This is a genomic window from Methylomonas sp. 2BW1-5-20, from assembly GCF_052474515.1.
On sequence record NZ_CP184127.1, the window covers coordinates 2,725,584 to 2,751,167 of the forward strand.

Consider the following 25,584-nt stretch of genomic DNA (forward strand, 5'->3'; position numbering starts at 1 on the left):
CTACCTACTTTTCCCCCTTCGGCGAAGGGGGAGTTTTTCAATGTCGATACGGACTCGGCCATTAAGCTAGGCCAACTGGAAATGTCAGTACCTCGTCGATCGACGTACTATCGAGCGCAATCATCAATAACCTATCCAAACCGATCGCCACACCGCTACAGTCGGGCAAGCCGGATTTCAATGCCGCCAGAAATGCCTCATCCTTGCTCACCGCGGGCAAGCCCCGGTCGAGCCGATAGGCAATTTCCCGGTCGAAACGAGCCTCTTGCTCCAAGGGATCGGCCAGTTCAAAAAAACCGTTTCCCAACTCCACCCCGTTGACAAACAGCTCAAAGCGCTCGCTGATCCGCGGATCGCCGGCACTAAAACGAGCCAATGAGGACTGGATCGCCGGGTATCCGTGCAGCAGATAAATCGCCCCACTGTCCATCATGCGCTGAACGCGGTGGCTAAAAATGAAATCCAGCCATAAAGCATGATCATCGCCGCATAGATCAATTGCTTCTGGAAATGCATTGGCAACAGCATATGCATGGTATTCGTTCACGGAAAAACGCAAGGGATCCAAGCCGGTGGACGCTAGAAACAGTTGCCGATAGCTAGTCTGATTGACTGGCAATACCGCATGGAACGGCGCTAAAACCTGCTGCAATAATTCGGCGACCTCCGCCATTAATTGTTGTAAATCGTAGCCGACCCGATACCACTCCAAAATAGTAAACTCAGGATTGTGATAACGCCCGGCTTCGCCGTTTCTAAATGCCTTGCAGACTTGGTAAATACTGCCGCTGCCGGCAGCCAACAGCCGCTTCATCGCAAATTCCGGGGAAGTTTGCAAATACAGGGTTTGTTGATTGGGTGGAAAATTAAATTGACTGCTGAAAAAATCCAGCTGCGGATCCGTGCCGGTGGCCCGGCACAGTAGCGGTGTTTCGACTTCCAGTACTTCCCGTGTGTCGAAAAAACGTCGTATCGCCGCCAGCATTTGCGCGCGAACGCGTAAATGCTGGATTGGGCAACTCGGTTGCCAGCGTACCGTCACTCTTTGACGCGGGAAACGTATTCGCCGGTACGGGTATCGACTTTAATCACTTCGCCGATTTGCACAAACAACGGCACCCGCACCACCGCACCGGACTCCAAGGTCGCCGGTTTACCGCCGCCGCCGGAGGTATCGCCCTTCAGGCCCGGATCGGTTTCAGTAATCGCTAATTCCACGAAGTTAGGCGGTGTTACGGACAGTGGCGAGTCGTTCCAAAGAGTCATGGTGCAAACATCTTGTTCTTTCAACCATTTAATGGCATCGGAAACCGCGTTTTTATCGGCTTGATACTGCTCAAAGGTATCCGGCACCATGAAATGCCAGAATTCGCCGTCACTATACAAATATTGCATTTCCTTATCGACGACATCCGCACCCTCCACGGTATCGCCGGATTTGAAAGTGCGCTCGATCACCCGCCCGGTTTTCAGATTTCTGATCCTGACCCGATTGAACGCCTGCCCCTTGCCCGGCTTCACAAATTCGTTTTCGATAATCGAACAAGGGTCGTTGTCCAGCATGATTTTCAAACCGCCCTTGAACTCGTTGGTGCTAAAAGTCGCCATTTTTTCCTCGTGAAACAAATAATAGTCGGGCGATTATAATGGATAAGATTTTTAATCGGAAACCGGAGCAACATTGAATACCCAAACCGCCGCTTGGCAACAGGCGCTTGCCGATGCATTCACCAGCGTCGAAGCCCTCTGCGAGCATCTGAAAATTCCGCTGGACAACGTAGCCCTATTATCCAATTTCAAAGCCTTTCCGCTCCGGGTCCCGCGCGGCTTTGCCGATTGCATGCGCCCTGGCGACCCGAATGACCCATTGCTGAAACAAGTACTGCCAATTCAAGACGAACTGATCGACTATCCCGGCTATAGCCACGACCCGGTGGGCGACCTCGATGCCGTTGCCGCAACCGGCATCATTCATAAGTACCACGGCCGGGTACTGTTAATTAGCACCGGCGCTTGCGCGGTAAATTGCCGTTATTGTTTTCGCCGTAATTTTCCGTACGCCGAGCAGCAGCTATCGACGCAAAAGCTTGAGCAAGCCGTTAACTATGTCGCCAATCGTCCGGAAGTCAGCGAAGTGATCCTGAGCGGCGGCGACCCCTTGCTGCTGAATGACGATAAACTTGGTCAGTTATTACAACGTCTGGGTGAAATCGAACACATCCGCCGTATCCGCATTCACAGCCGCGTACCCATCGTGCTGCCAATGCGAATCTCTGAACAACTGCTCGAAATGCTATCCGGCCTGCCGCAGCAAATTGTCATGGTGTTTCACGCCAATCACGCCAACGAACTGAGTCCTGCCGTTGGAATCGCTTGCCGCGAACTGCGCCGGCAAGGCATCACTTTGTTAAACCAAAGCGTACTGCTGCGGGGCGTGAACGATGCAGGCAATACACTCTGCGAACTAAGCGAGAAACTATTTGAATTCGGTGTGTTACCTTACTATCTGCATTTGCTGGACCGCGCCAGCGGCACCGGCCATTTTGAAATACCCGAAACTGCTGCCAAACAGCTACTTGAACATATGCAACGACACCTGCCGGGCTATCTGGTCCCGAAATTAGTTAAAGAGCAGGCGGGAGCGGCTTATAAAATCTTAATTTGCTAAGCACGGGACACTTTTCCGCCAACATCAATTCACATTTCTCGCTACCCAAGCTAAGATTTTTCCAAACCCGCAAGGTTTCGTTCCCGACACCAACCAACTATGACAGATAAACACGACCCTCCTGCCAATCAGATACCCCCCATCGTGATGGTCGCAGCGTGTTTACTGTTAGCCGGCGACGTCGCGGTCGCACTGTATCAAAATATTAACGGCAGCGGACAACCCTCACAAATATTAAAGATAGTATTGCCAGCATTGGCCGTGTTATTGATTTTTGGTACTTTGTTGTCCAATCGTCGGCAACTCCCGTTGCAATCGCCCCGAACAGACGACTGCTACGATCATCTCGATCAAGCCACCGTCCTGGTCGATAGCCTAGGTATCATACGCAAAGCCAATACAGCCGCAGCGTCGATGGCCGGCGCGGATGCTTCGGCTTTAGTCGGGCAAACTATCCATGCCTGGTTCCATCCGCCCAATCATCAAGAAACCGAATGTCCTTTATGTCAGCACATCAGAGCCGGTAAGGCCATGCCAGCGGCAGACTTCGCCTTCCCAAACCAAACTTGGCAACAAATTTCACTTACCCGTCTTTCAACACACAATAACAGTAAGTTAATCCAGTTTCACATCGACATCACCCCGCGCAAACTGCTTGAAGAACAACTTGCACTGGTAATCGACGGTGCTGAGCTAGGCTATTGGGATTGGAATTATCTAAACGGCAAACACATCGTCAACCAGCGCTGGCTGGACATGCTGGGCCTAACGCCAAACGAACTCGATAATTATGTCAGCGACTGGGATAAACGTCTGCATCCTGACGATAGGAACCGGGTGCAAAAACTTCTGGCCGAACATATAGTATCCGGCCGCCCTTATGTCGTGGAATTTCGTATGCGGCATAAGCTTGGCCACTGGGTTTGGATACAAGGTTCCGGGGCGGTTGTCGCTTATGACGCGATTAGCGGCGACCCCAGCCGGCTATGCGGTACCCACCAAGACATTAGCGCGCGGAAACAGTCGGAAAATAATCTGCAACGTGCCTATCAAATCATCAGCCAGAGTGCTGCGGTGGTGTTGAAATGGAACAATTCGCAAGGCCTCCCGATCGAGTTCGCCACTGAGAATGCTCGCCAGCTTTTCGGCTACAGCGTCGAGCAACTGATCACCGGCCATGTGTTTTATTTAAACTTTGTTCATCCCGATGACACGGGCGCCTTCCTGGACGAGATCAATAGATGTCACGACGATCTCAATTGCTCGGAGATTCTGCATCAACCCTATCGTATCGTTACCCACAACGGCAGTATCAAATGGGTTCAGGACCGGAAGATGGTGGTCCGCAACGAACAAGGCAAAATTATCGATTACCAAGGCCTGGTTACCGACATCACCCAGCAGCGCCAGCAAAGCAGCGTGATCCGCAATATCGTTTCCAGCAACCTGCCGCAAAATGCCACGTCCTTATTGGATAACCTGACCTTATTGACTGCGGAAACCTTGGGCGCCGACTACGCGATGATCGCCGAAGTGTTGGACGATAATCGAGCGCGCAGTCTGTCGCTATGCGCAAACGGCAAAATTGTCGCCAATCGCGAATTCAGCCTGCAGGATTCGCCGTGCCAAGATGTGGCCAGCGGCAATATTTGCTGCCACGAACATGATGTTGCGACACAATTTCCCGCCGCCGACTGGCTAAGGCGCAAGCAGATAGAGGGTTATCTGGGCATTCCGTTACTGGATAAACAACAAAACAGCTTCGGCTTTATTTCCGTGTCGTATTGCCGACCCATTCCAGACACGACTTTTGCCAACGACACCTTGAAACTATTTGCATTGCAAATTACCGCCGAATTGGAGCGTAGCCGAGCAATAGATGCCCTCCAAGACCAAAAGCAACGCCTGTTGGCCGCGCAAAGCATCTCGCATATTGGCGATTGGCACTGGCATTTGCCCGACAATCACTTCAGTTGGTCGGATGAAATGTACCGTATCACCGCGACCGATAGAGCGAGTTTTACCCCGAATTTCGCCAGCTTTCTCGGCACACTCGTCCATCCCGATGACAAGAGCTTTTTTAAGACCTCCATGCAAAATGGCGTTGATAGCGGAATTATCGATTTCAGACACAGAATAATCCTCCACAACCAGACAATTCGCCATGTGCATCAACGCGGCAAGGCAATCCGCGACGCGAACAATAAAACCTCCGGCATCCAGGGTACCATGCAGGACATTACCGACCGCCTGCAAACCGAACAACGCCTGCTGGAAGCAAAACGGCAAGCAGAGCAGGCAACCCGAGTCAAATCAGAGTTTTTGGCGAATATGAGCCATGAAATCAGGACGCCGATGAATGCGATCATCGGCTTGGTCGAACTCTGCCTGAACAGCAACATAACCGCCAAACAGCGCGATTATTTGGAGCGGGTGGAAACCGCATCGCGCTCGCTCATGACTATCATTGACGATATTCTGGACTTTTCCAAAATGGAAGCCGGCAAGATGCACCTAGAATCGGTGCCTTTTTTACTGGAAGAAATGCTGGACAACGTATTTTCCACGATGGCCGAACTTTGTGCCCGCAAAGGCTTGGCATTGATCAGGCCGCCAGCCGATCACACTTTTCATACCGTCGTCGGCGATCCGCAGCGGCTACGGCAAATTTTTATCAACCTGCTGGGCAACGCCATCAAATTCACCGAACAAGGCGAAGTAAGAGTTACGCTAGCCGAACTGAGCCGCTCCGCGCAACATACCTGTTTGCAGTTCAGTATCAGCGATACCGGCATCGGCATGGATACGGAAAAACAGGCCAAGTTATTTCAAGCGTTTAGCCAAGGTGACAGCAGCGTCACCCGCAATTACGGCGGCACCGGACTGGGACTAATCATTTCAAAACAACTAGTGGAACAAATGGGCGGTACCATCGGCGTTAGTAGCAGAGAGGGCGTGGGATCGACATTTACATTTAGCGTCAAGCTGGGGATTACCAGCCTGGCCTCGATACGCCACGCTCAATATCAACAAAAAAACCCGGTGGACACCGGCAAACTTCAGCACATCAGCGGCGCTCGCATTCTGTTGGTCGAAGATAACGAAGTAAATCGCATTGTGGCGATAGAATTGCTGGAGCAAGCGCATTTAAATATCGAAGTTGCCGAGAATGGGGAAATTGCTTTGCACAAATTGCGACAAACCGTTTACGACTGCGTTTTGATGGACGTGCAAATGCCGGTGATGGACGGGTACCAGACCACAAAACATTTACGCATGATCCCCGGCTGTCAAACGCTCCCAGTGATAGCAATGACCGCAAATGCGATGAGCAATGACCGCAACAAATGCTTACAGGCCGACATGGACGACTTCATCAGTAAACCGATATTGCCGGAAACTCTATATACGACACTGGTCAAGTGGATATTACCGCGCTATAGCGGTCAGGGTTTCTTCTCATCTAGCGACGGCGAGCAGGAAAATCTCCAGATTCCCTATCTTTACGGTATAGACAGCGCTACGGGCTTGCAACATACCGCCGGCAGTCGGGCGGTCTATCGAAAAGTGCTCTTGAAATTCGCCGAAAACCACACCGAAACGATGAACGACATCGCGCAAGCTTTTATTGGCAACGAATACGACAAAGCTTACCAATTAGTCCATACTTTAAAAGGCTTGGCCGGTTCGCTTGGTGCGCTCCAATTGCAAAGCCACTTAGTGCGGCTGGAAGAGTCGCTAATTGACTATCGCCCCAATATTGCCAACGTACCGCATATCGATAGCAATATAGCCGCAACCACATTAGAAATGACTAAGGTGGTTAACAGCATAAACAGCACCTTGGCAGGCAGCGAACGTATCGTTATCGGCCAATCGCGTTTGTCGCCGCTGGAAATCCGGCAGCGACTAGCCATTTTGATCGATAAGTTACAGGTATTCGACTCCGATGCGGACCAACAACTCGATCAAATTTTGGCCAACATCGAAGAAAAAGAGCTAGTAGAAGCGTTATTGCCGATCAAAAAACAAATTGCCAACTACCAGTTCGTCGATGCCGCCCAAGCGCTTAACCACTTACTGGATCATGGGATGTAGGATAATGGACAAGAAGAGCACCCACACCATTCTCGCCGTGGACGACAGTCCGGAGAATCTCGATCTGATCAAGAATATTCTCGAGCCCTATTACACAGTCAAAGTGGCCGTGCAAAGTGACTTGGCTTTACATATCGCCGCTACCCAACTGCCCGACCTGATTCTATTGGATATTATGCTGGACGAAATGGATGGATATGAAGTGTGCCGTCAACTCAAGTCGGCGGATAAAACCCGTAATATTCCGGTCATCTTTTTAACCGCAAAGCGCTCCGAAGAAGACGAAGTGAACGGTTTCCGAATCGGCGGGAGCGACTACATCACCAAACCGTTTTCACCGTCTATTGTGTTGGCCCGAGTCAGAACCCAAATTCAATTGAAGACTAAATCCGATTTATTGGAAAAACTGGCCTCTTTGGACGGATTGACGGAAATCCCCAACCGGCGGGCATTCGATGCGGCTCTGGAACGCCAATGGAATCAGTCCAAACGTACCGGGATGCCCTTGTCTTTATTGATCGTCGATATCGATTCGTTCAAGCAATATAACGACTACTACGGCCACCCCATGGGCGACGAATGTCTGAAACGCGTGGCAGGCTCACTGCGAAATCTTACCCATAGACCCGAAGATCTCGTAGCCAGACTAGGCGGTGAAGAATTTGCAATCTTGCTGCCCAATACCGACAATATCGGCGCCATGCTCCGCGCTGAACAATATCGAGAGACGGTCGAAAAGCTAAAAATTCATCACACTAAGAACAATCCCAACACTTTCGTCACTATCTCCATTGGCGTCTCGACATTACAGGCCCATGCCCATGACGATGTCGCCAGTTTGCTAAAAGCGGCGGACGACGCGCTCTATCAAGCCAAAAACCAAGGTCGCAACCGGGTCTGCGGCAATAATCTGACCAGCACGCTTTGATTTCGGTGATCACCGCCGCAGTAACAATCATGAAACAGTCTATAATCCTCCCCCTAACGATTTATACACCTAATTGCCCGGCTTGTTGTTTATGCATCTTTACCTCGACTTTAATGCTTCCTATCTTGCCGCGTTTGCAATGGGTCTATTCAGCAGCCTTCATTGCATCGGCATGTGCGGGTCCATTATCGGTACGCTAACCTATAGCCTAAAACCCGAACTGCGCAACGACAAACGCCGTTTGTTCGGCATCGTGCTGAACTACAACATGGGCCGGATACTTAGCTATGCCTGTGCCGGAATATTAGTCGGAATACTGGAAAGCTTTCTAAGCCTACCGTTTACCCAAGGCCAAGCACATAGACTGTTACAACTAATCTCTGCCATCGTGATGGCTGGCGCGGGACTTTATCTTGGCGGCTGGTTTCCGCGTTTTGCCTATATCGAAAAAATGGGCGCGCGCTTCTGGAAACTGATCGAACCGTTCGGCCGCCGCTTGATTCCGGTACAAAGCCGCACCCAAGCCTTTCTGTTCGGTATGGTCTGGGGTTGGCTGCCGTGCGGCCTGATTTATACGGCATTAGCTCTAGCGGCCACCACGGGCAGCATCACCCACAGCGCTCTCACGATGTTTGCTTTCGGCCTAGGTACTTTACCTGCCGTGATGGGAGTCGGTATAATGACCTCAATTCTGGCGAGGCTTTCGAAAATACGGCACTTTAAACACGCTGTAGCTGCCTTGTTTATTATATTTGCATTGTTGGCAGCCTTCCCGTGGCTGAACCCGATGCGAGTTGAACACATCATGACGTTTTGAGAGGTTTTACAGTGGATAATTTCAATCCAATTATTGGACAATCTCCGGCCATAGAAGCACTCATTCGTAGCGCTCGCATCGTCGCTGCAACCGATGTCACCGTGCTGATTAAAGGGGAAACCGGCACCGGAAAAGAAGTGCTGGCAACAGCCATTCAAAAGGATAGCCCACGCGCCGACAAACCATTTATTACCTTAAATTGCGCAGCCCTGCCGGAAGGCTTGGTGGAATCGGAAATATTCGGACACAAAAAAGGCGCTTTTACCGGTGCGGTATCAGACAAACAAGGCTTATTTCAAGCTGCCGACGGCGGTACTTTATTTCTGGACGAGATAAATTCCTTGCCGGTGGGCATTCAAGCCAAGCTGTTACGTTTCCTTGAGTCAGGCGAGTGTCTGCCCGTTGGCGCCACCAAGCCTTATACCGTTAATGTCCGCGTTATTGCGGCCTCCAACGCCGACCTTACTAAATTGATCGCAAACGGCCTATTTCGTCAGGATTTATATTTCCGTTTAAACGTCGTGCCGATTGAATTGCCGGCATTACACCAACGTACCGAAGACATCGAATTGCTGGCAAAACATTTTTTCACGCATTTCTCAACCGCACACTCCCTGGAACCGCCTACATTTAGCAGACAAGCGTTAAAAACCTTACGCAGTTACAAATGGCCTGGCAATGTGCGGGAATTACGCAATCTTTGCGAAAGATTGAGCATTTTGTTGTCGGGAAAAGTTATCGAACCGGAAAATTTGCCCCACGAGTTCAACCGTTGTACCACAGCAGCCAGCTCCGACTTTACTTTGCCGGAATTGGGCCTGCAACTGGATGCGCTGGAAGCAGATATGATCCTGCAAGCCTTAAACAGAACCAAAGGCAATCGTAGTAAATCGGCGCGCCTATTAGGAATTTCCCGAGACACCTTACTATACCGTATTCAAAAACACGGCTTGGCAACACACTAGATAATACAAGGTTTGCCGGGGTCAAAGCTTTTAGCCCCGGCGCAAAACCGCACTTTCCCATCAGTTAACGCCGTCGTACCCACTGCACGGTTACATTATCGCTTTTACCTTGCGCGCGTAACACAGCCATTTTTGCCATTTTTTGCAGTTCCGGCTTTCCGCTACCTTCTTGCGACAAGGCCAGCAACTCCTGCTCCTTAACAAACTCCCAAAAACCGTCGCTACAAAGTACAAAGGTTTCCCCGCTTTTCATGGCCGGGAAACTAGCAATATCGACTGCCGGCGCACTCAACAGATTAATGCTGCGGGTCAGCTTATGCTGATCCGGATGCACACCCATTTCCCATTCGCTTATTTTGCCTTCGTTAAATAACTGTTGTGGTACCGAATGATCCTTGGTTCGCCACAGTACTTGTTCTGGATTGATACGATAAACTCGCGAGTCCCCGCAATGCGCGACTATCGTTCGCTCTTGGCTTAGATATAAGATAGCGCAAGTAGTATGTGCATCAGTCGCGAAGGGATCATCGGCAAACAGTTCGCTCATTTTTTTCACCGCTTCCACAATCCACGCCGCCATGGCCTGCTCAACCCTATCCGACATGTGTTGCCGGTATTTTTCCGCCAAAGCAATCAAACTACGGCAGAAAAATTGCGAAGCCTTTTCGCCGGAATAATGCCCGCCCAGACCATCGGCGACCACGAACACCGCATAATCGGCGCATACTCGATGCGCCATGCAGTCCTGATTGACTTCGCGATTGCCGATCGAAGTTAATTGATAAAACTCAAGCTCTGTCAGCATCCGATCAACCGTGTAAACGCGACTCCCGCATTACCCACTTCATATCCCTGACCGCTTGTTCCAAACCGGAAAACAAGGCTTGGGCAATCAAAGCATGACCGATATTTAATTCCACGATTTGACCGATGCGGCAAATTGCCTCGACATTAGCCAAATTCAAGCCGTGCCCGGCATTGACTTGCAATCCCGCCTCATGCGCATAGGCCGCTGCATCGCGGATACGTTGCAACTCTTGTTTCTGTTCAGATTTGGTAACAGCATCGGCATAACGACCGGTATGCAATTCCACCACCGGCGCACCGGCGTTAAGTGCCGCGTCAATTTGCCGGAAGTCCGGATCGATAAACAGCGACACTTCAATATCGGCCGCGGCCAATTGCTGACAGGCCTTACGCATTTTATCTTGCGCACCTGCCACATCCAGCCCCCCCTCGGTCGTCAACTCTTCGCGCCGTTCGGGCACCAAACAGCATGCTTGAGGCCTAACTTTGACGGCCAGCGCCAGCATAGAGTCTGTCACCGCCATTTCCAGATTCAAGCGGGTATGCAACATATCCCTTAGCAAATAAATATCTCTATCCTGAATATGCCTTCTATCCTCACGCAAATGCGCGGTAATACCGTCGGCACCGGCCTGTTCGGCCACGAGCGCCGCTTGCACGGGCTCCGGATAGCGAGTGCCCCTGGTCTGACGCAACGTCGCGACATGATCGATATTAACCCCTAACAAGATGTTTTGTTTTTCCATTGAGTATTGTTCCGCAAGCGGAGTGAGATAGGTTAAAGGCCCAGAATGGCAAACCCGGCCGTTCGCCTATAAATATTTAATAATTTTCGCCAGCACGTCCCTGCTTTTCAAAGGCCTATTCTGCAAATGCCCATCCAGCATTTTTCTCAGCAGCAATTTGGCTTCAGGCAAAGACTGACCGAGGAGCGGAGATTTAGCAGCTAAATTCAACAAAGTATCACCACTCACGAATCCTTGGCTATCGGCAACCATGCCAAAATCGGCTTCAAAAGTATAGCGCCGCTCTTGCCGTATCGGCTTACCATTTCCCTCCAGATCCAAGGAAATCGCGTAACCGGCTTCTTGCAATAAATCTAGCTCGAAATAGCGCAAGGTCTGCTCGATACGTTCATCAACCAATAGGTCACGCAAACAACGCTCGTAGCAAAAAAAAATCTCCCGCTGGGGATCGTTTTTGTGAATGAATATTTGCACCAGCTCATTAACGTAAAAGCCGCAATACAAAGCTAAGCGTTTTAACGGATAGCCGCCGACATATTCCGCCTGAGACAGAATTTTCAACTCGTTTTTATCGATAAATGACAACCGCAATTCGCAGAAAGGCAGCAATACGCCGGCCATTTTCGACTTTTCCTTGCGCACCCCTTTGGCCAACATCGAAATTACGCCAAAATCCCGGGTGAAGACATCGAGCAGTAAACTGGTTTCCCGGTAAGGCCGGTGTTGCAAAACAAATGCCGGCTGCAAATAAACGGCTGAGCCGGCCATTCGTTAATCGCCGAAGTCTATAAAACCCAGACTCTGCAAGGCTCGCTCATTATCCGACCAACCTTTTTTAACCTTAACCCACAGTTGCAAGTAAACTTTTTGGCCGATCAATTTCTCAATATCGACACGCGCCTCACTGCCGACTTTTTTCAGCATTTCGCCCTGTTTACCGATCACGATGCTTTTTTGGCTATCGCGCTCCACCAGAATCGCCGCATAGATTTTACAAAGCTCCGGAAATTCCTCGTAACGTTCGATTTCGACGGTCAGCGCATAAGGCAGTTCATCTCCCAAACGCCGAGTCAATTTTTCGCGAATAATTTCAGCGGCAAAAAAACGCTCCGGGCGATCCGTGATCTGATCTTCCGGATAAATCGGCTCTGCTATCGGTAACAAAGCCATAATATGCTGTTCCAGCAATTCAAGATTCGTACGTTTCAAAGCGGAAACCGGCACAATCTGCTGGAACGGGTATTTCTGCTGAGCCTCGGCGAAAAATTTCAGTACCGCATCCTTCTCCTTGATCTTGTCGACTTTATTGACAACCAGAATCACCGGCAATCCCGCGCGCTCTAATTTCTTGAAAATTTTCTCGTCGTATTCGTGCCAATACAGACCGTCCAGCAACCACACCACCACATCCACACCCAGCAAGGTGCTGTCGGCGGTTTTATTTAGATAACGGTTTAAAACTTTTTTTTCGTCGCTGTGCATGCCCGGCGTATCCATGAAGATAGCCTGACCAGCCTCGGTGGTCTTGATACCCAGAATCCTGTGCCTGGTAGTTTGCGGTTTTCTTGAGGTGATGCTGAGCTTCTGCCCCAGCAAGTGATTCATCAACGTCGATTTGCCGACATTCGGCCTACCGATTAATGCGACATATCCGCAGTTCATTTATCCCTGGTTTGTAAAAGATTTAACATATTTTCGGCGGCGGCCTGCTCGGCTTTTTTCCGGGAAATACCGACACCATTGCAGGTTTCCTGAGTCACCGCCACACTGCATTTCACTTCAAAAGTCTGCGCATGATCGGCACCGGACATCCCCACCAATTCGTAAACCGGCAAAGGTTTGCGGCTGGCCTGCATCAATTCCTGCAACCGCGTTTTAGGATCCTTGGTCCAATCGTCGACCTTGAGCGCAGCCAGTTTTTCGGTAAATAATTGAAGAATCCAGCGCTGACAGGCATCGATGCCTTGGTCTTTCAGCAGAGCCCCCATGATAGCTTCCAGCGCATCCGACAAAATGGAGTCGCGCCGAAATCCGCCGCTTTTCAGCTCGCCGGAACCTAAAATCAGATAATCCCCAATATTGTGCTGCCGAGCCAACTCAGCCAGCGAGTTTTGGTTCACCAAACTGGCCCGCAAGCGACTCAAGGCACCCTCTCCCGCGTCGGGAAACAGCTCGTACAACTTCTGGGCAATCACGAAGCCCAACACCGAATCCCCCAGATATTCCAGACGTTCATTGTTTCTGGCTCCCATGCTCCGATGAGTCAAAGCCATGGCAAACAAGCTAGGATCACTAAAAATCAACCCCAGTTTTTGGGCAAGAGTCTCGGGTTTTTTAATCACTTGTTGCCAGCTTCGAATCCCTCGTGGAACTCAACCAACACACTCAAATTCCCCACTATGTGTTCCACTCGCTCATAGTCGATCTCAACCCGCACATATCCCGGCTGCGCGACGATTTTGATATTGTCGTTAGTGACATGCTCGACGTAATTCATATCGAAGCGTTTCTCCAAACTGGTTTTTATTTCCGCTTTGCTTTTAGTGACTATGTCCGTGGTTTTTTCGACCGCTTTCAAGGCGTTGACCACCCGACTATGATTAATGTAGATCGGCGCTATTTTTAGAATCAATAACGTAAAAAACCCGATCAATGCCAGGATAAAGGCAATCGATAGAAAGGTTAAACCGCGTTGTTTGTTTAATGATGACGGCATAACACTACCCCTTGAAAAAATTAGCTTTAAGACCGGCAAGTACTGTAAACCCTGACAGACCTAACCTTAAAAAACCAAGGCTGATAGATCCCAAATTACTCAACGCAGTACGGTACCAAGTCGATCAAAAGCAATGCCGTTATTTTGCCAGTCCCAATTCATCCAGATAAAAAAGGCTCTGCCCACCAGATTGGCCTCAGGCACGGTACCCCAATAACGGCTGTCGTTACTATTATCCCGGTTGTCGCCCATGACGAAATAATGCCCCGGCGGTACGACGAACACATCCTCCACTGTTGAAGTTCCGCGACTAATCAGGATTGAATGCTCTACCCCCAACAAATCCTCTTCCAAGCGCTCGGCACCGCTCATATTAGCACCCTGCCCGACACCCTGATAGCGTCCCAACGACACTTGCTTAGCCGGCACGCCATTGACGTAAAGCTTTTTATCGAAATATGCGATGCGGTCGCCCGGCAAACCGATGACACGCTTGATGTAATCCACTTCGGGTTGCTTCGGAAATCTAAACACCACGATATCACCACGTTTCGGCTCGCCCATCTCGATAATCTTGTTATTCAGTACCGGCAAGCGCACCCCGTAACTGAATTTATTCACCAAAATAAAATCGCCAACCAATAATGTCGGCATCATCGATCCAGACGGAATCCTGAACGGTTCCACCAAAAACGAGCGCAGCAATAATACAATCAATACCACCGGGAAAAACGAACGGGCATATTCGACCAATAGCGGTTCTTTCTCGGTAGGATAAGGCAGATTGGCCCGCTTCAGGTATAAGCAATAGCCACCCCAGACGACGCCGGTGACAAAACTGGCCACCACCAGAAAAAATGAAAAATCGTAATCCATAATTAATCGTTATTATTCTTTATTGACCTGCAACACCGCCAGGAAGGCTTCCTGCGGAATCTCAATACTACCCACCTGCTTCATCCGTTTTTTACCGGCTTTCTGTTTTTCCAGCAGCTTTTTCTTCCGAGTAATGTCGCCACCATAACATTTGGCTGTGACATTTTTGCGCATGGCTTTTACGGTAGAGCGAGCGATCACCTTGACACCGATTGCCGCCTGAATCGCTACTTCGTACATTTGCCGTGGGATCAGATCTTTCATCTTTTCGACCAGGTCGCGACCACGATTCTGGCTCAAATCTCTATGCACGATAATAGACAAAGCATCGACTTTGTCGCCGTTGATCAATACGTCCAATTTCACCAGCGGTGCCGGCTCGAAGCGCAGGAACTCGTAATCAAAGGACGCGTAACCGCGACTGACCGACTTCAAACGATCGAAAAAATCCAATACCACTTCACTCATCGGCAACTCATAGCTCAGCGACACCTGGCTACCGGCGTATTGCATATTTTTTTGAACGCCGCGTTTTTCAATACACAGATTGATCACATTACCCAGATAGGTTTGCGGTACCAGAATATTCGCCAGAATAATCGGCTCGCGAATCTCGACAATGGTGCCGACATCCGGCAATTTCGCCGGATTATCGACCATCACGATTTCGCCGCCATGAGTTTCGACTTCGTAAATGACGGTCGGCGCGGTGGTAATCAGATCGATATTGTATTCGCGCTCCAAGCGCTCCTGCACAATCTCCATATGCAACATACCCAGAAAGCCGCAACGAAATCCAAAGCCCAAGGCTTGCGAGGTTTCCGGCTCGTAATTCAACGCCGAGTCGTTCAGGCGCAACTTATCCAAGGCTTCGCGCATGGCGCCAAAATCGTCGGAACTGACCGGATACAAACCGGCAAATACCCGCGGCTGGACTTTTTCGAATCCAGGCAAAGCATCACTGGCCGGGTTGTCGGTCGCGGTAATGGTATCGCCGACCGGCGCGCCAAAAATATCCTTGATGCCGGCGACGATGAAGCCCACTTCACCGGTGTGCAACTGCTGCTTCTCCAACTGCTTTGGCGTGTAGACTCCCAGTTTCTCCACCAAAAACGACTTACCGGTCGACATCACGGTAATCTTTTGTTTTTTGCGCAGATTGCCGTTGACAATGCGCACCAGCGACACCACACCTAGATAATTGTCAAACCAGGAATCAATGATCAAGGCTTGCAAGGGCGCATTTTCGTCCCCGGCCGGAGGCGGAATCTTTTGAATCAATTGATCGAGCACCGCCTCAACGCCAATTCCGGTCTTGGCACTGATTTTCAAAGCTTCGTCGGCCGGAATGCCGATGACATTCTCGATTTCCTCCATCACCCGTTCCGGCTCGGCGGAGGGCAGATCGATCTTGTTCAGCACCGGCACCACTTCCAATCCTTGTTCGATCGCTGTATAGCAGTTGGCCACGCTTTGCGCTTCCACGCCTTGCGCGGCATCCACCACCAGCAGAGCTCCCTCGCAGGCCGCCAAGGAACGCGAGACTTCGTAGGAAAAATCCACGTGGCCCGGCGTATCGATAAAATTCAATTGATAGGTGATGCCATCGCTGGCTTTGTAATCCAAGGTAACGCTTTGCGCCTTGATGGTGATACCGCGTTCCCGCTCCAGATCCATGGAATCAAGTACTTGCGCCTCCATTTCCCGGTCGCTTAATCCGCCACAAATTTGAATAAATCGGTCTGCCAATGTCGATTTCCCGTGATCGATATGGGCAATGATGGAGAAATTTCTGATATTTTTTTGATCCACTTAGCTTCTAGTTAATTCGTTAGGTTTACTGGATAAATGCGGCGGCTCCCTGCCTCGCGCGATGTAAAGTCTTAGGCGGCCTTAGCCAGTATTTGCCGAAATTGGGCGACGGTTTCCGCTGTCAATGGTTGACGCTGATTATCCCAAACCACACCGTCCAGCTCATCGGCCAGAATGTCGATGGTTTCCATAAAGTCGTCGAATACCGCCAACGGCTCGTCCACTTCCCGCGGCTGCATGAAAAACACGATACCGGGACAATAAAAGTCCTGCAGCCCGGTGTCGGGAAACGTACCTGGATCGACCATGCTGGCGACAGCAAAATCAACCATACGATTCGCATCCACCCGCTCGAACACCCGCACGCTACCATATCTGAGACCAACCCGTTCAAACGCTTCGAATAAATCCTCGCCGTTAAAGCCCTGATCGGCGCGCGCAACAATGCTGAATTCGATCAGCGCCGGCAATTCCAGTCGTCGGGAATTAGCCTGCGTAGCCGCCTGTTTTTTCTCGGTTTCCCGGCGCGAGACATCGGCGGGAGATTTCGGGCTGGGCTTAATGGCCTTATCATCTAACAACCCGTCGCCGTCAACCAATTCAGAGCCCAAGGCAAATACATCCATCTCATCTTCGTCTTCTTCGACGGAAAACTCGTCAACCACACGGTCGTCATAAGAGTCATCATCGTAATAATCGTCAGGCGCGCGTCTTTCCCGCAACGATTTGATGAAATGCCACAACACCATGCCGATCATCACCAGCACGCCGATCAAAATAATCACGACTCTTAATAATTCTTTATCCATTAGCTTTCTGCCATGCTCACTGCTTCATCAATATCAACCGCCACCATTCTGGATACTCCAGGCTCCTTCATGGTAACACCTGCCAGATGTTTTGCAATTTCCATTGTGACTTTGTTGTGCGAAATATACAAAAACTGTACGGTTGCCGACATGTCCTCCACCATCTGCGAAAACCGCACGACATTGGCGTCATCCAACGGCGCATCCACTTCATCCAACAAACAAAACGGCGCCGGATTCAGTTCGAAAATCGAAAATACCAAGGCCACCGCCGTCAAAGCCTTTTCGCCGCCGGACAGCAAGTGAATCGAACTATTACGTTTGCCGGGCGGGCGGGCAATGATATTCACGCCAGCCTCCAGCAAATCATCCTCAGTTAATTCCAGATAAGCCTGCCCACCGCCAAACAAGCGCGGAAATTTCTCCTTCAAGCCGCTATTGATCTTATCGAAAGTCTCTTTAAAGCGTTGGCGACTTTCCTTGTCGATCTTGCTGATCGCCTGATCCAGCGTATTCAACGCATCGACCAGATCGTCATGCTGTTCATTTAAAAACTTCATCCGTTCGGATTGAGTTTTGAATTCCTCGATCGCGGTCAAATTAATCGAACCCAGCCGTTCGATCTGATCGGTCAAATCATCAACGGCATTTTTCCATTTGGCTTCCGTAGCGCCTTCCGTAAGATTAGCCAATATTACTTCCGGATCGGCATCGACCTCGGTAAGCTGCTCGGCAATGGTTTGCTGACGTACCCGGCTATCTTGTTGCTCGAAACGCACTTGATCCAGCGCTTCTTTTTGTTTTTCCAAGGACCGTTGGGTTTGCGAGTATTGCTCGGCCAACTGACTGACCGTCTGTTCGCTGGCTTGTTGGGCCTGGCGCTCGGACTGCAAGTTGTCCTCAAATTCCGCTTTTCTCTCTAATAATTCTTCCAGCTGCATTTTCTCGTCGTCGAGCGGCGCCAAGGCATAGTGCAACTTATTTTCCAGCTCGGCGATACGGTCGGCCGATTGCTGATGTTGCAATTGCAAACGCTCGATCTGCTTGGCGGTCAGCACTTCCGAGGACTTCAGCGATTCGATTTGCGCATGCAATCTATGCAAATGCCGGCGCGCCTCATCGACTGAGGCGTCAGTGTTTTGTTGTTGGGCTTGAATCTGTTGATTCAGTTGCTCCAAGTCGGCTTTCTTCTCTCCCAGATCGCCCAAAGCTTGCTCGGCATCCAGCTTGATCATCTCCGCTTCGGAGATGCTTTCGGCGTTTTCTGCCAGATGCTGGCTGATTTCTTCGATTTCGTGATCGAGTTGCTCCAGGCGGCGCTTTTGCTGCTCAAAGCGCGCCGATTGTGCGCTGTATTCGGCGCGTTTTGCGGAAAACTCGGCACTGAGCAGCTTTTCTTTTTGTTGATATTGCTCGCGATTGCTTTCGGCGGCTTTCAGTTCCTGTTCGGAATTGGCCAGTTCTTCTTCTTCCTCGGCAATAGTCATCTGCAATTCGCTTTGCCGCTGCTTCAGTTCACGTAATTCCTTTTCCCGATGCAATACCCCAGCCTTGCTGTCGCTGCCCCGGCTGATCTTAATCCAGTCCTTACCCAGCCAGGTGCCGTCGGCCAACACCACCGACTCGTGCGCCTGCAAATTCATTTGCCGGGCTTGTTGCATCGTTTCTGCGCAATAGATGCCGCTCAACAGACTGGATAAATCCCAGCGACTCCGCAGCTTACTCGCCAAAGCCGCCGAGTCGGCACTCGCGCCGGTTGGAGTAGCATGCGTTTCAAACACCACCAAGGATTGTTTGGTCAAGTCCTGCAACTCGCCCAGTATCGAATCGGCGCTATCCACACAGATCGCCTCCAAATAGCTGCCCAACACCGTTTCCACGGCGGTTTCCCAGCCTTCCTCGGCATCCAGAAACTCAGCCAAGCGCGGTTGTTGCTCCAACCCTACCTGTTCCAGCCAGACGCCCAACTCTTTTTTGTCCTTACCCATCGCATGCTGCTGCAACAATTCCAAGGAACTGATTTTACCGTTGACCTTTTGCAACTCGGCGCGATTGGTGTGCAGACTATCGTGCAACTGTTTGATGGCCGGCCGCAGTTCGGCGATGCGTTGCAGCACCACCTCCAGTTGCTGCTGCAATTGCTCGCGCTCGGCTTCGATCAATTCGATGCTGCTATCCAGTGTTTCCAACTCCAGTTGCAATTGAGTATCGGCCAGGCCACCGCGTTCGCCGTTTAATTTGTCCAAGCGCGTCTGCAACTGCCGGTTTTGATTTTCCAACTGTACCAGCTTGGTCCGCTGTACTTCGGCTTGTTCGCGATAGCCGGCGTTCTCGGCCAAAAAGGCTTCCCACTGCTGTTGCCATTGCTGCTTTTGCAGATGCGCGTCTTGTTGAATGCCCAGCAAGTCTTCCTCGCGTTCGCGAGCCACAATCATGGTTTCTTCGGCTTCCAGCAGGGTCTGGCGAATTTCCTCCAACTGCTGCCGGTCCTGCTCACATTCGGACTGTGCCTGCTCGGCTTGCAGTTTCAAGCGATTGATTTCGATCAGGGTTTCTTCGTGGCTTTTCTGATTGTGCTTGATGGTCTGTTCCAACCGACTGACTTCTGCAACCACCGCATAATATTCGGCTTGGGTGTTATCCAGATGCTGCTGCTGAGCTTTCTGTTCGCCGCGTTTCAGCTCCATGGCTTTTTCGGTGTCGCGCAACAGCACAAACAAGCGATTGTGCTCGGCGGCAATACTTTGCAGTTTTTCTTCCAGCTTCTGCGCCGAACGCTGAAAGTTCTGCCAGCGCATCGCTAGCAACTCTTGTTTGTATTGGCGTTCCTGCTTTTTTAGCTCGGTGTATTTTTCGGCTTTTTCGGCCTGTTTCGCCAGATTTTTGATTTGCTTTTCCACCTCATCGCGCAAATCGTTCAGCCGCTCCAGGTTTTCGCGGGTATGGCGCATGCGGGTTTCGGTTTCCGAACGCCTTTCTTTATATTTGGAAACGCCGGCCGCTTCTTCGATATGCACCCGAAGATCCTCGGGTTTGGCTTCCACCATTCGGGAAATCGTGCCCTGCTCGATGATTGCGTAGCTGCGCGAACCGAGGCCGGTACCCAAGAACAAGTCGGTAATATCCTTGCGTCGGCATTTGGAACCGTTGAGCATGAATAGCGATTGGCCGTCGCGGCTGACCTGGCGTTTGATGGAAATAGTGGCGTATTGCGAATATTCGCCACCGGCCTTGCCTTCGCTGTTATCAAACACCAACTCTACAGAGGCCATACTGACCGGCTTGCGCCCTGACGAGCCGTTGAAAATCACGTCAGCCATATTGCCGCCGCGCAAATGCTTAGCCGAGCTTTCGCCCATCACCCAGCGCACCGCGTCGATGATATTGGATTTGCCGCACCCGTTGGGGCCGACAATCGCGGTTAAATTGCCGTTGATCGGTATCGTGGTGGGATCGACAAAGGATTTGAAACCCGAAAGTTTGATTTTTTCCAGCTTCATGCCTGATTAAAGACGCTCAAGACCGTTTACAAAGCCGGCTATTATCGACGAAATGACGATTAGATTCGAATGGATTTTAATAAATCAGATAATGATGCGGCAAGGGTAGCGCCGGGTACCGGGATTTGCCGCCAAACCGAAGTTATGAGGCGCCCTGTCAGAATTGCAAACCGGCGAGCGTCGCAAACTCGCCGGCCACCAACGCAATCAGTTAAGCAGCGAAGCTACGCCAGTTCGAGACACGTTACGGTATACGGATTGAGCTTGACCTTGATTAGCCGAAATGCCGGAAATCAGCTGCCCAACCACTTGCTGAGCCTGTTCCCGATTTTCAATCCGCGCATCGCTATTGCTGCTTTGCAGGCTTGCCGCTTGCGCAAGTTTTAACGACTCCGAGGACAAACTAACAGTGTCGCTACCGCGGGCCTGCGGCGTCTTTTCGACATCGCCGCTTTGAGAGGTCAACTTGCTACGCTCAGCGGACTCTTCGATACCGCCCAGCTTTTTGTCTCGCCCGGACACTTGGCCTAACAAAGGATTTGGGGTTGGATAGCTTGAGTTTATTTCCATCTTCGGCTCCCATACAATTTAACAATGTTGTCTAGCAATATTTGTAATCTGCCCAAACATAATTCTACCGTAATAATAGCTTGTTGTAGATTATTGTATTGCGAAAATGCGCTGAAATAATCGGCGCTCATGCAGCCAGCAATCCATGGCAGAACCCGAAACATCCGCCTTACAAGTCATTGAATTTAAATGTTTGATTTTTTCCGGCCTCTTAGCTGGTAAAATTGCGCTCCTAAAACCCTTAATTCCATTCCGCCCGATCGGATCTTCATTACCAACCAACGGCAACAATGACCACAAAACCCAGCTCAGACCTCACCACTTTCGAAAATCCAAGACCCGCCCGCGACTTCACGATTCGCATCGACATACCGGAATTCACCTGCCTCTGTCCAATGACAGGACAACCGGACTTTGCCAAACTGGTTCTGGAATACGTACCCAATAAACTGTGCGTCGAATTAAAATCCTTGAAGCTGTATATGTGGACTTTCCGCGAACGCGGCGCTTTTCATGAAGCAGTCACCAACGAAATTCTCGACCACATCGCCGCCGCCATCTCACCCAGCTTCATGCGTCTTCGCGCCGAATTCAACGTGCGCGGCGGCATTTATACCACCGTAATCGCCGAGCATCGCGATCCGAACTGGCAGGCACCCGAATTAGTGAATCTACCCTAAATCGACGTGAACGGTAGAACCTTCTACAACAGTGACATTGCCATCGCCCTGCAATACGACGGCAAGAATGCGCCGAAAGTCACGGCCAAAGGTGAAGGCTTTACCGCTCAACAAATCCTGACCATCGCCGAGAAACACGGCGTGCCGCTGCAAAACGAACCTGAACTGGCGCGAATTCTGGCACAAGTGCCGCTCGGCGAGGAAATCCCCCAACAACTCTATATTGCTGTCGCCGAAGTCATCGCGTTTGCGTATTTTATCAGCGGCAAAACCCCCGATTCCGAATCATGACCTTAAAAGAAATTTTTACCGTGCTGCCGCAATACGCGTTGCCTCATCACGCACTCTCCGGCTTGATGTCCAAACTGACCCATTGCCAAAACAAAACCTGGAAGAACCTGTTCATCAAATCGATTGTCAATTTATATGGCGTGAATATGAACGAGGCCAAGTATCAAAATCTCGAGCATTACGCCAGCTTTAACGATTTTTTTACCCGTGAGTTGCAGGATGGCGTCCGCCCAATTGCCGCCGCTGCCGATGCGATAGCCTGTCCGGCGGATGGCGCAATCAGCCAAGCCGGACAGATCAGCAACGGCCGAATTTTCCAGGCCAAAGGCCACGACTACACCGCACTGGAATTGCTCGGCGGCGATGCCGAACGGGCACAGGCCTTTGCAAACGGTTCCTTCGCCACCATATATCTATCGCCGAAGGATTATCACCGCCTGCATATGCCGCTGGCCGGCGCCTTAACGGAAATGGTGCATATTCCCGGCCGCCTGTTCAGCGTGAACAACACTACCGTGGGTTCGGTGCCGAATTTATTTGCTCGCAACGAACGCGTAGCATGCTTATTCGACACCGAAGCCGGCCCGATGGCGCTGATACTAGTCGGCGCGATTTTCGTGTCCAGCGTCGAAACCGTCTGGCACGGTGTAGTGACCCCACCAAGCATCAGCGCCCCCAGAACCTGGCGTTATGGAGACAACGCGCCGACGTTTGAAAAAGGCGCGGAAATGGGCCGATTTAATATGGGCTCGACCATTATTGTGTTGTTCGGCAAAGACAAAACCACTTGGCACGAAGATCTTTCCGCAGGCAAAGCCGTACGGCTTGGTCAGGCTATCGGCCGGACATTGGGGTAAGCCGGGCAAATTGACGCCGGAATGCGATAAGCGTTGCTAGTGTGGCATAATGCGCGCCTGTCCGCCCGGCCGGACCTTTACACGACGATAACAATAAGAGGATTACCATGAGTTTTTTGATTTCTGACGCGCTGGCCCAAACAGCGCCCTCCGCCGTACAACCCGGTTTTGAAGGCATGCTGTTCCCATTGGGAATTTTGATATTTTTCTATTTCTTGTTTATCCGCCCGCAATCCAAGCGTAACAAGGAGCAAAAACAAATGCTGGCGGCGCTGGGCCGAGGCGCCGAAGTTGTCACCACCGGCGGCATTCTGGGTAAAGTGGCGGAATTGGACGACAACTTCGTCAAACTGGAAGTCTCCGATAACAGTTTTATTCAAGTACAACGTCATGCCATCGCCAACATGATGCCTAAAGGCACTTACAAAACCTTGAACAGCAAAAAAACCAAAGAGTAAGTTTGCTTTAACCCTGCGATATACCCTGCTTTTATTCGCAATAGCTCGGCTGTCACTGCTTTTAATGGAATAACCATGCAAAATCATTTCCCTGTCTGGAAAAACATTCTGGTGCTGATCATTCTGCTGATCGGCACGATTTACGCGCTGCCCAATATTTACGGCAACGACCCGGCAGTGCAATTGGCATCGTCCACCCCGACGCCGTTGCAGCAGGCTCAGGCCGATGAGGTTGCCGCCAGCATCAAGAATGCCGGCTTTGCGCTTAAAAGCTTCGAATTCGAGGAAGGCAAAATCCTGGCTCGCTTCAACAATACCGACGAACAAATGAAAGCAGCGGATCTGCTGCGCGAGCAATTGTCGGGCAAAGCCACTGTCGCCCTGAACTTAGCGCCGGCAACACCGGGCTGGCTGCGGGCGCTGGGCGCAAATCCGATGCATCTGGGCTTGGATTTACGCGGCGGCGTGCACTTCCTGCTGGAAGTCGATATGGATAGCGCGCTGAAACAGGCCGAAGAACGCTACACCAACGATATCCGCTCCGCGTTCAGGGATGCCAAGGTTCGTTATCAGTCGGTGTCTAAAGAAAACGGCGGCATCAAAGTCGTACTGCCTAACGAAGAAGCCCGAGTTGCCGCCAATGAAGTGCTGAACAAAGACTTCCGCAACCTGAACCTAACTGAAGCCGGACCTAATGAGTTTATCCTGTCGATACCCGAGCGCGACCTGCGCGAAATCAAGAAATCGGCGTTGGGTCAAAACATCACCACCTTACGTAACCGGGTCAATGAACTGGGCGTAGCCGAGCCCATCATCCAACAACAAGGCGACAGCCGCATCGTGGTGCAATTACCCGGCGTACAAGACACCACCCGAGCGAAAGAGCTGTTGGGCACCACCGCCACCCTGGAATACCGTTTAGTGGATGTCGAACACGATGTCCAGTCGGCCATCGGCGGTCACGAACCCATCGGCAGCCGCTTATATAAAGATAAGAACGGCGCCCCGGTTTTATTGAAGCGCGCGGTCATCGTCACCGGCGACCAAATTACCGATGCGTCGTCCGGCCTGGATCAAGACGGCTCACCAGCGGTATTTATCACGCTGGACGGTGTCGGCGCCAAGAAAATGGGTAAGATGACCCAGGAAAATATCGGTAAGCCGATGGCGGTAGTATTCATCGAATACAAATCCGAAACCAAAGTTGTGAACGGCGAAAAAGTCCAACACAAGGAAAAAGTCGAAAAAGTCATCAGTGTCGCCACTATCCGCGACAGTTTCAGCAAACGCTTCCAAACCACAGGCCTGGATAGCCCCGAAGAAGCCCGCACCTTGGCCTTATTGCTGAGAGCAGGCGCGTTGGCGGCGCCCGTAGAAATCGTCGAAGAACGCACTGTCGGCCCTAGTTTGGGTCAGGAAAATATCGATCAAGGCATGCTGTCGATTACCGCCGGCTTCTTGTTGGTGGTGTTTTTCATGATCGTGTATTACCGCGCTTTCGGCTTGATCGCCAATTTTGCTTTGTTCTTCAACGTCGTGCTGCTGATCTCTATCATGTCGGTGCTGCAAGCCACCTTGACCTTGCCCGGCATGGCAGGCATCGTGTTGACGGTCGGCATGGCGGTGGACGCCAACGTCTTGATCAACGAACGGATCCGCGAGGAACTGCGCAACGGCTTTAGCCTGCAAACCAGTATCTTCGTCGGTTACGAGAAAGCTTTCGCCACCATTCTCGACTCCAACGTCACGCACTTGATTGTCGCGGTGTTGCTGTTCGGCTTCGGTACCGGCCCGGTTAAAGGTTTTGCGCTGGTCCTGACCATAGGTATTCTGACTTCTCTGTTTACTGCGGTAACCGGTACCCGGATGCTGGTCAACTGGTTCTACGGCGGCAACCGTCAAGTCGAAAAAATTTCCATTTAGACCGACGCTGAAAAGATCAACCGTTCTTTTCAAGCTATTTTCGGCTCCGCAAACGGGCGGAGA

The 25,584-nt window shown here is 51.0% G+C and carries 23 protein-coding genes; 10 read left to right on the forward strand and 13 right to left on the reverse strand.

Annotation, left to right across the window (positions count from 1 at the left end):
• Positions 1-61 precede the first annotated feature (61 nt).
• Both epmA and efp read right to left on the reverse strand, forming a co-directional pair.
• A complete protein-coding gene (epmA, locus tag ACH50O_RS12455; RefSeq protein WP_446808112.1) occupies positions 62-1,042 on the reverse strand; it encodes an EF-P lysine aminoacylase EpmA in 981 nt (326 codons plus the stop codon).
• On the reverse strand, positions 1,039-1,608 hold the full coding sequence (gene efp / locus ACH50O_RS12460) for an elongation factor P (RefSeq protein ID WP_446808113.1): 570 nt from the start codon (positions 1,606-1,608) through the stop codon (positions 1,039-1,041). The genes epmA and efp overlap by 4 nt, the downstream gene beginning before the upstream one ends.
• 73 nt (positions 1,609-1,681) lie before the next feature.
• Here efp and epmB point away from each other — a divergent pair, with 73 nt between their 5' ends.
• The 5 genes from epmB (at position 1,682) to ACH50O_RS12485 (ending at position 9,476) form a co-directional block, all read left to right on the forward strand.
• A complete protein-coding gene (epmB, locus tag ACH50O_RS12465; RefSeq protein ID WP_446808114.1) occupies positions 1,682-2,668 on the forward strand; it encodes an EF-P beta-lysylation protein EpmB in 987 nt (328 codons plus the stop codon).
• 99 nt (positions 2,669-2,767) lie between these two features.
• Positions 2,768-6,766 (forward strand): PAS domain-containing protein, encoded by a 3,999-nt coding sequence (locus tag ACH50O_RS12470; RefSeq protein WP_446808115.1) that lies wholly within the window; start codon positions 2,768-2,770, stop codon positions 6,764-6,766.
• 4 nt (positions 6,767-6,770) lie between these two features.
• Positions 6,771-7,694, forward strand: coding sequence for a diguanylate cyclase domain-containing protein (locus ACH50O_RS12475; RefSeq protein WP_446808116.1), 924 nt, complete (start codon positions 6,771-6,773; stop codon positions 7,692-7,694).
• Between the two features lie 91 nt (positions 7,695-7,785).
• Positions 7,786-8,511: a sulfite exporter TauE/SafE family protein gene (locus ACH50O_RS12480; protein ID WP_446808117.1), complete on the forward strand. Its 726-nt coding sequence runs from the start codon at positions 7,786-7,788 to the stop codon at positions 8,509-8,511.
• Positions 8,512-8,522: 11 nt separating this feature from the next.
• Positions 8,523-9,476: a sigma-54 interaction domain-containing protein gene (locus ACH50O_RS12485; protein ID WP_446808118.1), complete on the forward strand. Its 954-nt coding sequence runs from the start codon at positions 8,523-8,525 to the stop codon at positions 9,474-9,476.
• Positions 9,477-9,540: 64 nt separating this feature from the next.
• Here ACH50O_RS12485 and ACH50O_RS12490 read toward each other — a convergent pair whose 3' ends face one another.
• The 11 genes from ACH50O_RS12490 to ACH50O_RS12540 form a co-directional block, all read right to left on the reverse strand.
• Complete coding sequence (locus ACH50O_RS12490; RefSeq protein ID WP_446808119.1) at positions 9,541-10,281, reverse strand: PP2C family protein-serine/threonine phosphatase; 741 nt, start codon at positions 10,279-10,281, stop codon at positions 9,541-9,543.
• Positions 10,282-10,285: 4 nt separating this feature from the next.
• Positions 10,286-11,029, reverse strand: coding sequence for a pyridoxine 5'-phosphate synthase (pdxJ, locus tag ACH50O_RS12495; protein WP_446808120.1), 744 nt, complete (start codon positions 11,027-11,029; stop codon positions 10,286-10,288).
• A 66-nt stretch (positions 11,030-11,095) separates the two neighbouring features.
• Entirely contained in the window at positions 11,096-11,797 is a 702-nt protein-coding gene (gene recO / locus ACH50O_RS12500; RefSeq protein ID WP_446808121.1) for a DNA repair protein RecO, read from the reverse strand.
• A 3-nt stretch (positions 11,798-11,800) separates the two neighbouring features.
• Positions 11,801-12,691, reverse strand: a complete 891-nt coding sequence (gene era / locus ACH50O_RS12505; RefSeq protein WP_446808122.1) for a GTPase Era — start codon at positions 12,689-12,691, stop codon at positions 11,801-11,803.
• Positions 12,688-13,371 carry a ribonuclease III gene (gene rnc / locus ACH50O_RS12510; protein ID WP_446808123.1) on the reverse strand — a complete coding sequence of 228 codons (684 nt, stop codon included), beginning with the start codon at positions 13,369-13,371 and terminating at the stop codon, positions 12,688-12,690. Before rnc ends, era begins: the two co-directional genes overlap by 4 nt.
• Positions 13,368-13,745, reverse strand: coding sequence for a DUF4845 domain-containing protein (locus ACH50O_RS12515; RefSeq protein WP_446808124.1), 378 nt, complete (start codon positions 13,743-13,745; stop codon positions 13,368-13,370). The genes rnc and ACH50O_RS12515 overlap by 4 nt, the downstream gene beginning before the upstream one ends.
• 99 nt (positions 13,746-13,844) lie before the next feature.
• Complete coding sequence (lepB, locus tag ACH50O_RS12520; protein WP_446808125.1) at positions 13,845-14,621, reverse strand: signal peptidase I; 777 nt, start codon at positions 14,619-14,621, stop codon at positions 13,845-13,847.
• A gap of 12 nt (positions 14,622-14,633) precedes the next feature.
• Positions 14,634-16,433 (reverse strand): translation elongation factor 4, encoded by a 1,800-nt coding sequence (gene lepA / locus ACH50O_RS12525; protein ID WP_446808126.1) that lies wholly within the window; start codon positions 16,431-16,433, stop codon positions 14,634-14,636.
• Positions 16,434-16,504: 71 nt separating this feature from the next.
• Positions 16,505-17,242, reverse strand: coding sequence for a cell division protein ZipA C-terminal FtsZ-binding domain-containing protein (locus tag ACH50O_RS12530; protein ID WP_446808127.1), 738 nt, complete (start codon positions 17,240-17,242; stop codon positions 16,505-16,507).
• Positions 17,242-20,742 (reverse strand): chromosome segregation protein SMC, encoded by a 3,501-nt coding sequence (gene smc / locus ACH50O_RS12535; protein ID WP_446808128.1) that lies wholly within the window; start codon positions 20,740-20,742, stop codon positions 17,242-17,244. Before smc ends, ACH50O_RS12530 begins: the two co-directional genes overlap by 1 nt.
• 207 nt (positions 20,743-20,949) lie before the next feature.
• On the reverse strand, positions 20,950-21,312 hold the full coding sequence (locus tag ACH50O_RS12540) for a hypothetical protein (protein WP_446808129.1): 363 nt from the start codon (positions 21,310-21,312) through the stop codon (positions 20,950-20,952).
• A 290-nt stretch (positions 21,313-21,602) separates the two neighbouring features.
• Between ACH50O_RS12540 and queF the strand changes: the two genes are divergently transcribed.
• The 5 genes from queF to secD all read left to right on the forward strand — a co-directional run bounded on the left by queF (position 21,603) and on the right by secD (position 25,521).
• Positions 21,603-21,992 (forward strand): preQ(1) synthase, encoded by a 390-nt coding sequence (queF, locus tag ACH50O_RS12545; protein WP_446808130.1) that lies wholly within the window; start codon positions 21,603-21,605, stop codon positions 21,990-21,992.
• A 6-nt stretch (positions 21,993-21,998) separates the two neighbouring features.
• A complete protein-coding gene (locus ACH50O_RS12550) occupies positions 21,999-22,283 on the forward strand; it encodes an EscU/YscU/HrcU family type III secretion system export apparatus switch protein (protein ID WP_446808131.1) in 285 nt (94 codons plus the stop codon).
• Entirely contained in the window at positions 22,280-23,140 is an 861-nt protein-coding gene (gene asd, locus ACH50O_RS12555; RefSeq protein WP_446808132.1) for an archaetidylserine decarboxylase, read from the forward strand. The genes ACH50O_RS12550 and asd overlap by 4 nt, the downstream gene beginning before the upstream one ends.
• Positions 23,141-23,247: 107 nt before the next feature.
• Positions 23,248-23,598, forward strand: coding sequence for a preprotein translocase subunit YajC (gene yajC / locus ACH50O_RS12560; protein ID WP_446808133.1), 351 nt, complete (start codon positions 23,248-23,250; stop codon positions 23,596-23,598).
• Positions 23,599-23,673: 75 nt separating this feature from the next.
• Entirely contained in the window at positions 23,674-25,521 is a 1,848-nt protein-coding gene (gene secD, locus ACH50O_RS12565) for a protein translocase subunit SecD (protein ID WP_446808134.1), read from the forward strand.
• The last annotated feature ends 63 nt before the right edge of the window (positions 25,522-25,584 follow it).